The organism is Streptomyces sp. NPDC051180, assembly GCF_040689545.1.
Lineage (GTDB): Bacteria > Actinomycetota > Actinomycetes > Streptomycetales > Streptomycetaceae > Streptomyces.
Genome location: NZ_JBFBBC010000001.1, coordinates 538,209 through 551,748, shown reverse-complemented (window position 1 = coordinate 551,748; position 13,540 = coordinate 538,209). Strand labels below are relative to the sequence as shown.

13 protein-coding genes and 1 riboswitch are annotated in these 13,540 nt (G+C 73.3%); of the genes, 7 read left to right on the top strand and 6 right to left on the bottom strand.

Features of this window, described 5'->3' with window-relative positions:
- Positions 1-13: 13 nt before the first annotated feature.
- Positions 14-535, bottom strand: coding sequence for a hypothetical protein (locus tag AB0424_RS02445; protein ID WP_366301546.1), 522 nt, complete (start codon positions 533-535; stop codon positions 14-16).
- Between the two features lie 99 nt (positions 536-634).
- Here AB0424_RS02445 and AB0424_RS02440 point away from each other — a divergent pair, with 99 nt between their 5' ends.
- From AB0424_RS02440 to AB0424_RS02430, 3 genes are all read left to right on the top strand, one after another.
- Positions 635-1,282 (top strand): DUF6629 family protein, encoded by a 648-nt coding sequence (locus AB0424_RS02440; RefSeq protein WP_366301545.1) that lies wholly within the window; start codon positions 635-637, stop codon positions 1,280-1,282.
- Positions 1,279-1,491, top strand: coding sequence for a hypothetical protein (locus tag AB0424_RS02435; protein ID WP_366301544.1), 213 nt, complete (start codon positions 1,279-1,281; stop codon positions 1,489-1,491). Before AB0424_RS02440 ends, AB0424_RS02435 begins: the two co-directional genes overlap by 4 nt.
- 136 nt (positions 1,492-1,627) lie before the next feature.
- A complete protein-coding gene (locus tag AB0424_RS02430) occupies positions 1,628-2,125 on the top strand; it encodes a peptidylprolyl isomerase (protein WP_366301542.1) in 498 nt (165 codons plus the stop codon).
- Positions 2,126-2,289: 164 nt separating this feature from the next.
- Here the strand turns inward: AB0424_RS02430 and AB0424_RS02425 are convergent, their stop codons facing one another.
- From AB0424_RS02425 to AB0424_RS02415, 3 genes are all read right to left on the bottom strand, one after another.
- Entirely contained in the window at positions 2,290-3,126 is an 837-nt protein-coding gene (locus AB0424_RS02425) for an NAD(P)H-binding protein (protein WP_366301861.1), read from the bottom strand.
- 117 nt (positions 3,127-3,243) lie between these two features.
- Positions 3,244-3,492 carry a type B 50S ribosomal protein L31 gene (locus AB0424_RS02420; protein WP_366301541.1) on the bottom strand — a complete coding sequence of 83 codons (249 nt, stop codon included), beginning with the start codon at positions 3,490-3,492 and terminating at the stop codon, positions 3,244-3,246.
- 129 nt (positions 3,493-3,621) lie between these two features.
- Complete coding sequence (locus AB0424_RS02415) at positions 3,622-6,231, bottom strand: SpoIIE family protein phosphatase (RefSeq protein WP_366301540.1); 2,610 nt, start codon at positions 6,229-6,231, stop codon at positions 3,622-3,624.
- A gap of 158 nt (positions 6,232-6,389) precedes the next feature.
- Here AB0424_RS02415 and AB0424_RS02410 point away from each other — a divergent pair, with 158 nt between their 5' ends.
- The 3 genes from AB0424_RS02410 to AB0424_RS02400 all read left to right on the top strand — a co-directional run bounded on the left by AB0424_RS02410 (position 6,390) and on the right by AB0424_RS02400 (position 9,369).
- On the top strand, positions 6,390-7,154 hold the full coding sequence (locus AB0424_RS02410) for an alpha/beta hydrolase (RefSeq protein ID WP_366301539.1): 765 nt from the start codon (positions 6,390-6,392) through the stop codon (positions 7,152-7,154).
- Positions 7,155-7,362: 208 nt separating this feature from the next.
- Positions 7,363-7,959 carry a hypothetical protein gene (locus tag AB0424_RS02405; RefSeq protein ID WP_366301538.1) on the top strand — a complete coding sequence of 199 codons (597 nt, stop codon included), beginning with the start codon at positions 7,363-7,365 and terminating at the stop codon, positions 7,957-7,959.
- Between the two features lie 120 nt (positions 7,960-8,079).
- The gene (locus AB0424_RS02400; RefSeq protein ID WP_366301537.1) at positions 8,080-9,369 is read left to right on the top strand and encodes a phosphoribosyltransferase family protein; all 1,290 of its coding nucleotides are present in this window, start codon (positions 8,080-8,082) and stop codon (positions 9,367-9,369) included.
- Here the strand turns inward: AB0424_RS02400 and AB0424_RS02395 are convergent.
- Complete coding sequence (locus tag AB0424_RS02395) at positions 9,363-10,232, bottom strand: LysM peptidoglycan-binding domain-containing protein (protein WP_366301536.1); 870 nt, start codon at positions 10,230-10,232, stop codon at positions 9,363-9,365. The two genes, AB0424_RS02400 and AB0424_RS02395, sit on opposite strands and share 7 nt — an antisense overlap.
- 5 nt (positions 10,233-10,237) lie before the next feature.
- Positions 10,238-10,422: riboswitch (cyclic di-AMP (ydaO/yuaA leader) on the bottom strand.
- A 340-nt stretch (positions 10,423-10,762) separates the two neighbouring features.
- On the opposite strand from AB0424_RS02395, the gene AB0424_RS02390 reads away from it, so the two are divergent.
- Complete coding sequence (locus tag AB0424_RS02390) at positions 10,763-11,392, top strand: hypothetical protein (protein ID WP_366301534.1); 630 nt, start codon at positions 10,763-10,765, stop codon at positions 11,390-11,392.
- Between the two features lie 49 nt (positions 11,393-11,441).
- Here AB0424_RS02390 and AB0424_RS02385 read toward each other — a convergent pair whose 3' ends face one another.
- Positions 11,442-13,466 carry a phosphocholine-specific phospholipase C gene (locus AB0424_RS02385; RefSeq protein WP_366301532.1) on the bottom strand — a complete coding sequence of 675 codons (2,025 nt, stop codon included), beginning with the start codon at positions 13,464-13,466 and terminating at the stop codon, positions 11,442-11,444.
- Between the last annotated feature and the right edge of the window lie 74 nt (positions 13,467-13,540).

The window sequence follows — 13,540 nt, the reverse complement described above, 5'->3', positions numbered from 1 at the left end:
CCCCGCCGTCCTCTCAGGCCCGGCAGCCGACCGGATGGGCGATGTCGATCACGAACCGCTCGGGGGAGTGGAGCGTGAACGTCTTGTAGGCGGGTTTGGTGTCGAAGGCGGCCCCGAGGGAGACCACGCCCTCGAAGTCGCCGGTCAGAGCCACCCCCTTGAGGGCGGGAAGGCCGATCTTCGTCAGCCGGGGCCCCTGGTACACGGGGCGCCCGGCGTCGTCGTGCGCGGCGGCGGGGGAGAGCGTGATCGCCAGGAAGTACTTCCCCGGGAGCGGGACCCCGGCCCCCGACCCGTCGTAGTGGAGTGCGGAGACCTGGCGCACCGTGACGGAGGGCATGGCACCCCGTACGTCGATCACGAGCCGGTCGAAGGTGGCGTGGCCGCCCCAGCGGGCGTTGACGACCAGGGCCGTCGTCGGCGCCGCGGAGGTGCGGGCCGGGGCGCTCGACGCGCCTGCCGGGATCGTGGCACCGATTCCGGCGGTCAGGAGGATTCCCGCGGCGACGGCCGCGAGGGGGTGACGGTGCTGCATGACGTCCCCCTGTTTCTGCTGTTCGGGGACAGTGGTGTCACTGGGAGAGACATCCGACACCAGCGTACGGTTCCACCCTTTATGGGGTAAAAGTGCGCTATGTGCTGGAGTGCGACGGTCGACCTCTGGGCGGGCCTCGGGATCGGCGCCGTGGGCGTGGCCTGCCTCGCCTCCGTGCGCCGCCCCGCCGACGCCCCGCTCGCCGCCCTGCCCCTGCTCCTGGGCGCCCACCAGGTGGTCGAGGCCGCCGTCTGGCACGCCGGTGGCGGCACCGGACCCGCCACGCTCGCCTGGGCCGTGATCGCGCTGCCCCTCCTGGCGCTCTGGGTGCCGTCCGGCGTCATGGCGGCCGCCCGCCCCGCCGACCGGCCGAGGCTGCGCGCGCCGCTCGCCGTCGGCGTCGTGACCGCGGCCCTCCTCGCGTCCCGTCTCGCCACCCGCCCCGTCGAGGCCGAGGTCCGCGGCCACACCCTCGGCTACGCCGTCGACCTGCCGTACGGGCCCCTGCTCCTCGCCGGCTACCTCGTCGCGACCGTCGGAGCCCTGCTCCTCGCCCGTGACCGGACGCTCCGGCTGCTCGGGCTCGTCACCGGAGCGGGGGCGATCGTCTGCGCGGTCCTGTGGCGCACCGCGTTCGTCTCGACCTGGTGCGCCCTCGCCGCCGTGGCCTCGCTCCTGCTCCTCGTCTGGATCCGGGGACGTCCCGGCCGTAACCCCTCGGCCTCTGAGCAGTTGACCCGAGCATGAAGAAGCGCAGCATGCTCGCCATCGCCTCCCTCGCCGCAGGCGTCGTCACCGCTCTCGTCACCCCGCCGCCGCAGGCGAGCGCCGTCGAGAGCCCGCTCGGCGGCGCCACCGGTCTCCTCCAGGACGACCAGGTCGCCCCCGTCCTCCACGAGACCGTCGAGGGCGCCCAAGGCGCCCTCCAGGACCAGGCCCCGGGCAGCCTTCTCTGACCCCGCCGCCGCCCCGGGGTCGCCCCGTCGCGACACGTGCCCCGCGCCCCCGCCGGACGCGGGGCACCGGCGCGCCGTGACCCGGCAGGGGGCGGCCCGTGCGCGCGCAGTGCGCGACTAATGACAGGATGTCCCCATGAGCGACAACGTTTACTTCGACATCACCATCAACGACGAGCCCGCCGGCCGGATCGTCTTCAAGCTGTACGACGACGTCGTCCCGAAGACGGCGACGAACTTCCGCGAGCTCGCCACCGGCGTGCACGGCTTCGGCTACGCCGGCTCCCCGTTCCACCGCGTCATCCCCCAGTTCATGCTCCAGGGCGGTGACTTCACCAACGGCAACGGCACCGGTGGCAAGAGCATCTACGGCGAGAAGTTCGAGGACGAGAACTTCAAGCTGAAGCACGACCGCCCGTACCTGCTCTCCATGGCGAACGCCGGCCGCAACACCAACGGCTCGCAGTTCTTCATCACCACGATCGTCACCGACTGGCTCGACGGCAAGCACGTCGTCTTCGGCGAGGTCGTCGAGGGCCAGGACCTGGTCAAGAAGATCGAGGGCCTCGGCTCCCGCTCCGGTGCCACCAGCGCCTCCATCAAGGTCGCCGAGTCCGGCATCGTGAAGGGCTGATCGCCTTCCCGGTCCGAGCCGAGGGCGCCGCGCGCCCTCGCTCGTCCACCCGGCCGGAGGGCGGGGAGCGGCGTCCGACGGACGCGCGTCCCCGCCCCCGCCGTGACTTCCCGCCGCCCGGAGGGCGGCGCCGTCCCTCCGGCACGGCCGATGGCCCCGGCGCCTCAGGCGAAGGCGGGCGCGTTCCGCTCCGCCCACGCCGAGAAGGACCGCGGAGCCCTGCCGAGGACCCGCTCCACGTCGGCGCTCACCCGCCGCTCCTCGGGACCGGGCGCGCCCATCACCGACAGCATCCCGTCGACGGCCTCCACCGGCAGGAACCGCACCAGCCCGGCCCTGGCCTCCTCCGCGGTGAGACCCACGAACGTCACCGGAGCGCCCAGTGCCTCCGCGAGGGCCGCCGCCTGTTCGCGCGGCGTCACCGCGGCCGGACCGGTCAGCACATACGTACGACCGGCGTGTGCCGGGTCACGCAGGGCTGCGGCCGCCACCTCGGCGATGTCCAGCGGGTCCACCACGGGCAACGCCACGTCGGCGAACGGGGCCGCGACCGTGCGGGCGGCACGCACCTGATCGGCCCAGAGGTACGCGTTGGAGGCGAAGCCCCCGGGGCGCAGGACGGTCCAGTCGAGCCCCGACCCCCGTACCGCCGTCTCGAAAGCCCGCAGGACGGCGTGCGACGCCGAGTCGGGCCGGGTCCCCACCAGCTGCGAGGACTGCAGCACGATCCGCCGCACCCCGCAGGCCACCGCCGCCGCGACGATCTCCCGCGGACTCAGCTCGTCCCCGAGGCCCGCGACGAGCAGGTGGACGGCGTCGGCGCCCTCGAACAGCTCCTTCAGACGGCCGGCGTCGGCCAGATCGCCCCGCCGGTGCGCCACTCCGGCGGGCAGCTCCCCGGCCGGTCGGCGGCTCACCGCCGTGACCTTCTCGCCGGCCGCGGCCAGCAGCTCCACCAGCGGTCGTCCCACGTTGCCCGTCGCTCCGGTCACCAGGATCACGGCAGTCCCCTCCAGGGAGTCGGCGGCGGAGCGGGTGCTCCGCCGTCTTCGTGACCTCATCCTGGAAGGCGAACCGGCCACCTTCCGGCCAGTTTCACCGGACGGATCCCGGGAGGCTCAGCTCTCCTCGCCGAACCGGCGCTCGAACTTGGCGATCCGTCCCTCGGAGTCCACGGTCCGCGCCGTACCCGTGTAGAACGGGTGGCTCTCCGAGGAGATCTCGACGTCGATCACCGGATACGTCTCGCCGTCGTCCCACTCGATCGTCCGGTCGCTCCGCGCGGTGGACCGGGTCAGAAAGGCGTATCCCGCCGAGCGGTCGCGGAAGACCACCGGGCCGTACTCGGGCTGCTTGTCCTGCTGCACGTCTCCTCCTCGGGCTTGCCGTCCAGACGTGTCCGGCCCCCATGGCACGGCACCCCTCAAGACTCCCCGCGCCCACGACCGGCGACCAGCGCCACGGGGCCGACCGGGTGATCCGCGGCGCGCCCCTGCTCAGCCGCTGTCCGGCCAGCGGGCCGCGAGCAGCAGGGCGATGTCGTCGGGCCGCGCCGTGGCCTGCCGTGCCTCTCGGATCAGCCGGTCGGCCGCCTCCGCCAGCAGTAGCGAACCGGTCGCCGCCAGCGCCTGGCGCAGCCGCTCGATCCCCTCGTCGATGTCCCGGCCCGGCCGCTCCACCAGCCCGTCCGTGAACAGCGCGAGCACCGCGCCGGGCTCCAGCTCCAGGCGTGTCACCGGGTACGAGGCGCGGTCGTCGACCCCGAGGACCACCCCGCCCGCCAGCTCCACCTGCTCCGTCGTCCCGTCCGGCCGCATCAGCAGCGGCTGGGGATGCCCGGCCCGCACCGCCCGCGCCTCACCGGTCTCCGGGTCCAGGAGCACGTAGCAGCAGCTCGCGAACTGTCCGGGATCCAGGTCGATCAACAACCGGTTGGTGCCGCGCATCACGTCCTGCGGACGGTGGCCGCCGAGCGCGAACGCCCGCACCGCGCTGCGCAGTTGGCCCATGGTCGCCGCCGCCGCCACGCCGTGCCCCTGGACGTCGCCGATGACCAGGGCGAGCCGTCCGCGGTCCGTCTCGATCACGTCGTACCAGTCGCCGCCCACGTCCATGCCCTGCGTGCCCGGCAGATAGCGGCCCACCGTGTCCACCCCGTGCCGCACCGGCAGCCGGTGCGGCAGCAGCGCGTCCTGGAGCCCGCGGGCGACCGCCGACTCCGTGTCGTACCGCTGCGCCCGCTCCAGGGCCTGCGCGATCAGGCCCGCCAGCGCCGTGAGGACGGTCCGCTCCTCCGGACTGAACCCGCGCGGCCGGTCGAAGCCGAGGATGCAGGAGCCCACCGGACGCCCCGAGGCGATCAGCGGCAGGAAGGCGCGGGCGCCCGAGTGCGCGTCCATCGGCAGATCGGGATAGGCCCGGCTCAGCTGCTCCATCGACTCGAAGAACAGCGGCCGGCCCGTCGTCAGCGTCTCCACCCCCGGCATCCGGTTGTCCAGGGCCACTCCGTCGAACGGTTCGAGGAACCCCGGCGGGAAGCCCGTCTCCCAGGCCAGATAGAGCCGCCGGTCGCTCAGGAGGTAGATCGCCAGCTGCCGTCCGCCGAACGCCGGCAGCAGCTCCTCCGTCACCACCGCCGACACCTGGCGCGCCGTCACCGCCTCGGTGAGCGCGATCGCCAGCGCCACCGGCCGGTACAGGGCCGCGGCCCGGTCGCCGGGCGAGGAGAGACCGTCGTCCGCCTTCCGGCGGCCGCCCGCCCGGAGCCCGGCCGAGGCCGGATCCTCCTCGGGGACCAGCAGCATCGTCACCCCGTCCCGCCCGGGATGCAGGGAGACCGAGATCCAGCGCCCTCGCTCCGGACGGGCCAGGAAGCGCACCGGCTCGCCGGAGAGCAGCGCCTCCCGCAGCTGCTCCTCGTGGAAGGGATGGCCGAACCAGGGCAGCGCCTCCCACAGCGGCCGGCCGGCCAGGGCCCCGCGCGGCTTGCCGAGCAGCCGCTCCGTGCGTTCGTTGACGTACGTGATGCGGCCGAGCCGGTCGATCGCCAGGATCGCCCGCGGCAGCCGGTCCGTCGCGTCCGAGCCGACGAGCCCCGTCCCGAGGTCGACGAGCGTGCCGGCCAGATGACCGCCGGTACCGCCGCCGCTGCCGTCGCTGTTCGCGGTGGCGGCCGTGGGCGCGGGGGCGCCGGCCAGGTCGGCGAAGCCGGGTGGCCGGAGCGGTCCCGGCCTCGTACTCCTGCGGGTCCGAGCGGAGACCTCCAGCAGGTGCAGCCCGCCGTCCGGGCCCTTCAGCCGGAGTCTGCGCACGGCGGGCCGGCCGTCCGCCCCGGTGGCCTGGCGCGCCGCGGCCCACAGGGCGTAGCCGTCCTCCGGGTCGAGCAGGGAGGTGAGCACCTCGATCCGGCAGGGCGAGGTGACGTCCGTCCCGAGGATCCCGAGCAGTCCGTCGTCGAGGACGACCTCTCCCGTGTCCAGGTCCCAGTCGAAGGAGCCGAACCGGACCGGCGGACCGGACCCGGTGGGGAGCTGTACGCACACCGGGTCGCCGGGCCACTCGACCACGGTGCCCCCGCGGACCAGACCGGCCAGCGCCTCGCCGAGACGGAGGGCGCCCCGGGTCATCCGGTCCCTGTCGCGCGCGTCCACCGGCACCCCCGGTGTCGGCGCCCGCAGGACCACGAGCACGCCGAACCGCTCACGGCCCGCGAAGACCGGCGCGTACAGCGAGGCGAAGGGGAAGGGGAGGCTCGCCACCAACTGGGGGAACCGCCGCATGGCCTCCTCGACGTCGGAGAGGTGGACGGACTGCCCCGAGCGGAACGCCTCCGCCACGGGGAAGGGCCGGTTCGAGTGCATGCGAAACCAGGGGCGGAACAGCGGCCCCGGCAGCCCCACGAGCACCGCCATCCTGAGCAGGCCCGGCGTTCCGGAGCGCAGATAGACCCCGCCCGCGTAACCGCCCACCTCCTCGACGGCCCTCAGCGCCGACTCGGCGAGCGTCCAGGTCAGGGCGGACGAAGCCGGCCCGTCGGCAGCTCCGTTCCCGGCCGGATGCCCGGTGCCGCCCGTCGGGCCGGAGCCGGACGTGCCGTGCGAGGTCACACAGCCAGGATGCCCCCGACGCGAAAGGCTCCGCATCCCGGGCCCGGCCGCCCGCTCCCGGCCCGGCGATGTTGACCACACGCGTCCGTACCGTCACACTCGGTCGTCGACCGCCGCCGCCGGCGCGCGGATCCCAGTACCTCGGAGCAGGGGGCACGATGACGGACCGGCTTCTTCCGTACGACGTTCACGGCGGGGGGCCCGCCCGGGCCGTCGTCCTGCACAACTGGTTCGGCGACCGCACCAGCTTCGACCCGCTGCGCGCCCACCTGGACGGTGCCGCCGGCAGCTACGCCTTCGTGGACTGCCGCGGATACGGCGAGGCCCTCGACCACCCGGGCGCGTACACGATGGAGGAGGTGGCCGCCGACGCCCTCGCCGTCGCCGACGACCTGGGCTGGGACGACTTCTCCGTCATCGGCCACTCCATGGGCGGCAAGGCGGCCCAGCTGATGCTGCTCGACGCCCCCGACCGCGTCCGCTCGATCGTCGGCATCTCGCCGGTCTCGGCGGCGGGGTTCCCGCTCGACGGCGAGACGTGGGAGCTCTTCGCCGGTGCGGCCGAGGCGCCGGCCAACCGGCGGGCGATCATCGACAACACCACCGGCGGCCGGTACGACGACGCGTGGCTGGGAACGCTCGTCGACCGCTCCGTGGGGCGCTCGAACGCCCGCGCCTTCCGCGCCTATCTGGACTCCTGGTCCCGCACCGACTTCCACGAGCGCGTCCGCGACAACCCGACGCCCGTCCTCCTCGTCGTCGGCGCCCACGACCCGGCGCTCGGCAGCGACGCCATGGAGGCCACCTGGCTGCGCTGGTACCCCAACGCGCGCCTCGAAGTGCTGAAGGACGCCGGCCACTACGCGCCCGAGGAGACCCCGGAGGCGCTCGCGGAGGCCATCGAGGCGTTCCTCGCCGCCTGACGGGAGCCCGCCGCTCCCGCGGTGCCGAGCCGGCGCGCCGACGAAGGTCCGCTCCGCGGGGGCGGCGCGGTCCCGAAAGTCATCCGAAGGTCGACCGGACGGACGACTTTCGAGGACAGCGATGGGGTGACGCTTCACGTGATCATCGTGGCCACGACGCCACGGGACGGCCCGCGGCGGACCGTCCACGATCGGCAGGAGCCACCCGATGGGCCTCGCGCAGTCGCAGCACCGCTTCCTCGTCCGGCAGAAGGTCACGCCGATGGCCAACCGCTACCTGGTGCACACCGTGGGCCCCGACGGCGAGGAGGCGGAACTCGTCGCGTTCGCCCACCAGAAGAGAATGGCGCTCAAGGAGCACGTCACCTTCTACACGGACGAGTCCCGCCGCCAGGTCCTCTTCACCTTCAAGGCCCGCCAGGTCCTCGACGTCGGTGCGACCTACGACGTGCACGGCGCCTCCGGCACCCGGCTGGGCGGCTTCCGGAAGGACTTCGCCGCCTCCCTGCTCCGCAGCACCTGGCACCTCGCGCAGGAGGGCGCGACGGCGGAGACCACGGGGTGCGAGCGGCATCAGGGCGTGGCGCTGCTTCGGCGGGTCTGGGAGTTGCTGCCCTTCACGGACCTCATTCCCTTCGTCGTGCCGTACCACTTCGACTTCGCCCGGGCCGGACGGTCCGTCATGTCCGTCGACAAGCGCTTCGGTCTGCGCGACCGGTACGTCCTGGAGATAGCGGACCCCGAGCTCGACCGGCGGCTCGCGATAGCCCAGGCCGTCGCTCTCGACGCCCTGCAGTCCCGCTGACCCGCGGCCGCCGACCCCGCACCGCCGACGCGTCTACCCTGGGAGGAGGGGCAGGGGGCGGGGCACGCCGCTCCTCCCCGAGCCCGGGCCCGGGCCGCGCGGGCGGAAGGGCGGCGGATCATGTTCTTCAGCGATCGCACCGACGCCGGTCGGCAGCTCGCCGGCCGTCTCGACCACCTCAAGGGCCAGGACGTCGTGGTCCTCGGTCTGCCCAGAGGCGGCGTCCCGGTCGCCGCGCAGGTCGCGGAGGCCCTCGGCGCCCCGCTCGACATCTGTCTCGTACGCAAGCTGGGCGTCCCCCGGCAGCCGGAACTGGCGATGGGAGCCCTGGGTGAGGGCGGCGTGCGGGTGCTCAACGAGCGGGTGCTGCGCGATGCCGGGGTGGACGACCGGGGTCTGGCCGCCGTCGAGGAGGAGGAGCACGCGCTGCTCGACGAGCGTGCCCGCCGCTATCGGGGCAGCCGGGGGTCGCTGTCCCTGCGGGGCAGGACGGTCGTCGTGGTCGACGACGGGCTCGCCACGGGGGCGACCGCGCTCGCGGCCTGCCGGGTGGTACGCGCCAGGGGCGCGGCCCGGATCGTGCTGGCGGTCCCGGTGGCACCGCGTGGCTGGACGGCTCGGCTCGGGGGAGAGGCGGACGAGACCGTCAGCGTCCACGAGCCGGAGGTCTTCTACGCGATCGGACCGTTCTACCGGGACTTCACCCAGACCGCCGACGCCGAGGTGATCGCCTGCCTCGACCGCAACCGCGCCGCGCGGCAGCCCGCGGTCCGGGACGCGGAGGTGCGGATCCCGGTCGCCGGCGCCATGCCGGCCGCGGGGCTGCTCGCCGTGCCCGACGGAGCCGTCGGCATCGTCCTGTTCGCGCACGGCAGCGGCAGCAGCCGGCGCAGCCCGCGGAACCGGGCGGTGGCGCGGGAGCTCCACCGGGCGGGTCTCGGGACCCTGCTGTTCGACCTGCTCACGGAGGCGGAGGCGGGCGATCGGGAGCTGGTCTTCGACGCGCCGCTGCTGGCCGGCCGGCTGGCGGGGGCCACGGAATGGCTGGCCGGGGAGCCGGTGGGCGCGGGTCTTCCGCTGGGCTACTTCGGTGCGAGCACGGGAGCGGCCGCCGCCCTGTGGGCGGCGGCCGCTCCGGAGAGCCCGGTGAGTGCCGTCGTCTCGCGCGGCGGCCGACCCGATCTCGCCGGTGACCGGCTGGCCTCGGTGCGGGCACCGACCCTGCTGGTGGTGGGTGGCGAGGACGCGTCGGTGCTGGACCTCAATCGGCGTGCCCTCTCACGGCTGCGGTGCGAGAACCGGCTGGCCGTGGTGGAGGGCGCCACCCACCTCTTCGAGGAGAGGGGCGCCCTGGAGGAGGTGGCCGGGCTGGCCGCCTCCTGGTTCACCGCGCACTTCGGGGGTCAGTAGGCGCCGTTGACGTTGTCGATGGAGCCGTAGCGGTCGGCCGCGTAGTTGCAGGCGGCGGTGATGTTGGCGACCGGGTCGAAGAGGTCCATGGACGTGCCGGGCACGTGGTAGGCGAGGAAGGTCGGCTCGATGACCTGGAGGAGGCCCTTGGAGGGCGTGCCGGCCACAGCGTTGGAGTCCCACAGGTTGATGGCCTGGGGGTTGCCGGAGGACTCGCGCATCACGTTGCGGAGGATGCCGTCGTACGAGCCGGGGATGCCGTGCTGGCCCATGATGGCCAGCGACTCGCGGATCCAGCCGTCCAGGTTGTCGGCGTAGTTGGTGGCGGCGACGGGCGCGGCCTTGGCCGGCGCGGCGGCGGCCGGAGCGGCGGCGGAGGCACCCGTACCGGTGGAGGCCGGGGCCGCCGCACGGCGCTCGGAGCGGCTCGCCCGCTCGGTCGTGGCGGCCTTCTTCGCCTTGGGCGCGGCGGCCTCGGCGGAATCCCGACGAAGCGTCAGTTCGAGCCCGGGGTGAATAAGTGACGGATTGTCACCCACGGCGGTGCGGTTGGTCTTGTAAAGGCCCTTCCAGCCGCCCTGAATTCCCTTCTTCTGGGCGATCAGGGAAAGCGAGTCACCGCTGACGACCGTGTAGGTGCGGGCTGCCGCGGGGGCTGCCGGGGCCTTGGCGGCGGCGGGCGCGGCCGCGGGGGCGGAAACCGTCCGGGCGGCGAATTCCGGGGCGCCCGAGACGGGCGCGGCGCCGGCGACGGCCGGGGTGATCAGCGGGAGGGCGAGGGCGACGCCACCCGTGCCGACCAGAGCGAGGCTCTGGGAGACGGGACGGCGACGGGGGCGGCGGTGCTTACCGTGAGCAGGCATGACGGGATTCCTCTCCGGCGCCTGCGGGGTGAGCTGTCGGGTTCGGACGGGAGCTGTCCGGCCGCGCGCACGCGGCTGCACCCCGAGCCGTTCCGGAATCCGGGCCGGCGTATTCGTGGGTCCCCCGCTCCTGCCGTCGGGTGAAAAGGGAGGTATTTCGAGCAGTGGCAGGATTAGGCGATCCGCTCGAATGGAGGTGACCGTAGGCCAGTAATGCGACGGATAACAAGAGGACCGGGTCGTCCTCCGCAGTAAAAGGATCACCGAATTCACGGAATTCAAGATCGACCGGCTCTCCGGTGCGGCTAACTTCCTTATGCCCCATGGCTCGCACGGATTCCGGCCGCCGTGATCCCGGTCGGGGAGTGAGTCGCGTCACCAGGGTCTCAATGTCCGAATATGCACGGTAATTCTGTTAATGGGGGAGTGGGTGGAAAAGCCCCCTCCGGCAGGCGGGCACTCAAGGGCAAAAGTCGCAAAACCGACATTCGTCATGAAAGATGGATCCACCCCGACCGAGGAGCCGCTGGATGTACCCCGTCACCTCCACCTCCACCCCCCGGCTCAGCCCCGACGCCGTCGACCACGAGGGCGCCGCGCTCCACGACAGCGCCGCCTGGCAGCGGATCGTCGCCGACTGGGCCACCGACGAGCCCCTCGCCTCCGCCGGCTCGCCCCCTGCCGTCGAGAGCTGGCGGGATCTCCTGACGGTGCCGGTGGAGCGGCTGGTGTCCGACGCGCTCGACGCGCTCCCGCCCACCCTCCCGGCCGAGCGTCGGCTGCCCGGCCGCGTCGGGGCCGCCCTGCCGGACCGGCTCCACGTCTGGCGCCGCATCGGCAGGCCCGAACTGCGCCCGTCGGTCCACCTCGGCTACGCACGCCTGGTGCTCACGGAATGGGGCTGGCAGAACGCCCCGTACAAGCTGCGGGACAGGCGGGGGGCCCGCTGCGTGTGCGGCGCCCTGCTCGCCGCGCACCGGCTCGGCCACGGCGGCGCGGACACGATGAACGAGGCGGCGGCCTGGATCATGACCGAGCTGCGCTCGCGGGGGTGGCACGACCTGATCGGACCGTGGAACCGGGCCCCCGGCCGAACGGCCGACGAGGCCGTGGCCCTGCTCGACGCCACCATCGACAGAGCCGCACGGGCCGGCCGCTGACCGCCCCGCCGGTGTGCCGGGCTGCCCGCCCGGCACACCGGGGACCGGGTCAGCCGGTGACGCTCGGCGCCCCGGTCTCGATGTGGCCGGTGTACCGGCGCGACCAGGTCCCGTCGATGTCGGCGAGGAGGGTGAAGTCGTACCAGCCGCCCTGGTACGCCACCGCGTTGAAGAAGTCCTCACGGCTGGAGTTCGCGGGGACGGTGTACGTCCACGGCCCGTCGGTGCGGTAGGCGTTCGAACGGACGGTGAAGGTGACCGGGCCCCCCGAGGAGTTGGTCATCCTGAACCACAGGGCCGTCTTCCCCGTGCCCGGCTCGGTCGCGTACCGCGCCGCGACCTCCACCGCCTTGCCGGCCTTGGAGGCGTCGCCGATGAAGCGCCGCAGGAAGCGGTTGGGGCCCATCATCGAGATGTCGTACTTGCCGGAACCCGACCCCAGCCCGATGTTGAAGTAGTCGGACGCCGTGCCTCCCGGGTCGACGGTGTACTGCCAGGCGGCCGTGTCGCGGTACTGGTGCGGGTGGATCGAGAAGTGCGCCGGGCGCCGGGCCTCCGTCCCCTGGTTCGTCATCGAGAACCAGGCGAGGATCTTGCCCGCGGCCCCGAACTCGAACCGGTCGAGGTTGCCGTTGACCTGGTACGGCACGGCGCGCGCCGGGCGGGTGCCGGACTCCTGCGCGGGCAGCGCGTTGTTCTGGGGCGCCGGGTTCGGCATCGGGCCGCACGTCGCCTGACCGATGACCTTCGCCGTGGACGGGAGTCCGGCCGGCACGCCGTAGACCGGGTTCGCGAAGTCGAACACGCCGGTCAGATCCCCCGCCACCTTCCTGCGCCAGGCGCTGATGTTGGGGCAGGTGGCCGGCGTGCCGAGGGCGGCCGTCCAGGTCTCCATGAAGCGCAGCACGGAGGTGTGGTCGAAGACCTCGGAGCTCACCCAGCCGCCACGGGTCCACGGGGACATGACAATCATGGGGACGCGGAAGCCCAGGCCGATCGGGGTGCCGTCGAGGTACTCGCCGGGCGTCCCCGGCGGAGCGACCGGCGGCGGCACGTGGTCGAAGAAGCCGTCGTTCTCGTCGTAGTTCAGGAAGAGCACCGTCGAGTCGAAGACCTCGGCGTCGGCCGCCAGCGCCCGGTAGACGAGATCGACGAAGTGCGCGCCGTCGCCGGGTGGAGCGTAGGGGTGTTCCGAGAACGCCTCGCTGGCGACCACCCACGACACCTGCGGCAGCGTGCCCGCGAGGACGTCGGCGCGGATCGCGGCGGCGATGTCGTCCGGGGTCGAACCGGTCACCTTGGCGACCGAGCCCATGCCGCGGTCGTACAGCGGGTCGCCGGGCCGCGCGTCGGCGAACTTCTTGAAGTACGCCAGACCGTTGTCGCCGTAGTTGTCCTGGGCGTTCTGGTAGACCTTCCAGCTCACTCCGGCCCGCTGGAGCGCCTCGGCGTACGTCTCCCAGGTCAGGCCCGACTCGTCGCCTCCGTCCTTGCTGGAGCCGTCGATCTTCCCGCTCCACAGGAACGTGCGGTTGGGACCGGTGGCGCTGAGGGCGGAGCAGAAGTACGCGTCACAGATCGTGTAGTGGTCGGCGAGCGCGTGGTGGAAGGGGATGTCTCCGCGGTCCAGATGGCCCAGGGAGCGGGTGTTCCCCACGCCCGTCACCCAGTTGTCGAGGCGTCCCTTGTTCCAGGCCGCGTGCTGCGAGGTCCAGCTGTGCGGCAGGTCGCCGTTGCACTGCGCGAGGGTCTCGCCGTCGACCCCGCCGGCCGGCGGGGTGTCGCTCAGCTTCCAGGGGTAGTGCCGACCGCCCCAGTTCGGCTGGTTGAACATGCCCCAGCCCCCGGGCAGGTTGCCCGCGGCGCGGTCGCCGAATCCGCGGACGCCGCGGAGGGTGCCGAAGTAGTGGTCGAAGCTGCGGTTCTCCTGCATGAGGATCACCACGTGCCGGACGTCGGTGAGGGTGCCGGTGGCCGCCGTCGCGGCGGCCGAAGCCCGCGTCGGCGGCAGCGCCGCACCCGCCATGAGCCCCGCGCCGATCCCGACGAATCCCCTGCGGCTGATGGGAAGCATGCCCCGCCTCTCGTGTCACGGTGTGCCCCAGCGGCACGTCGGACACATGATGGGGGAGGCGAGCTTAAAGGTAT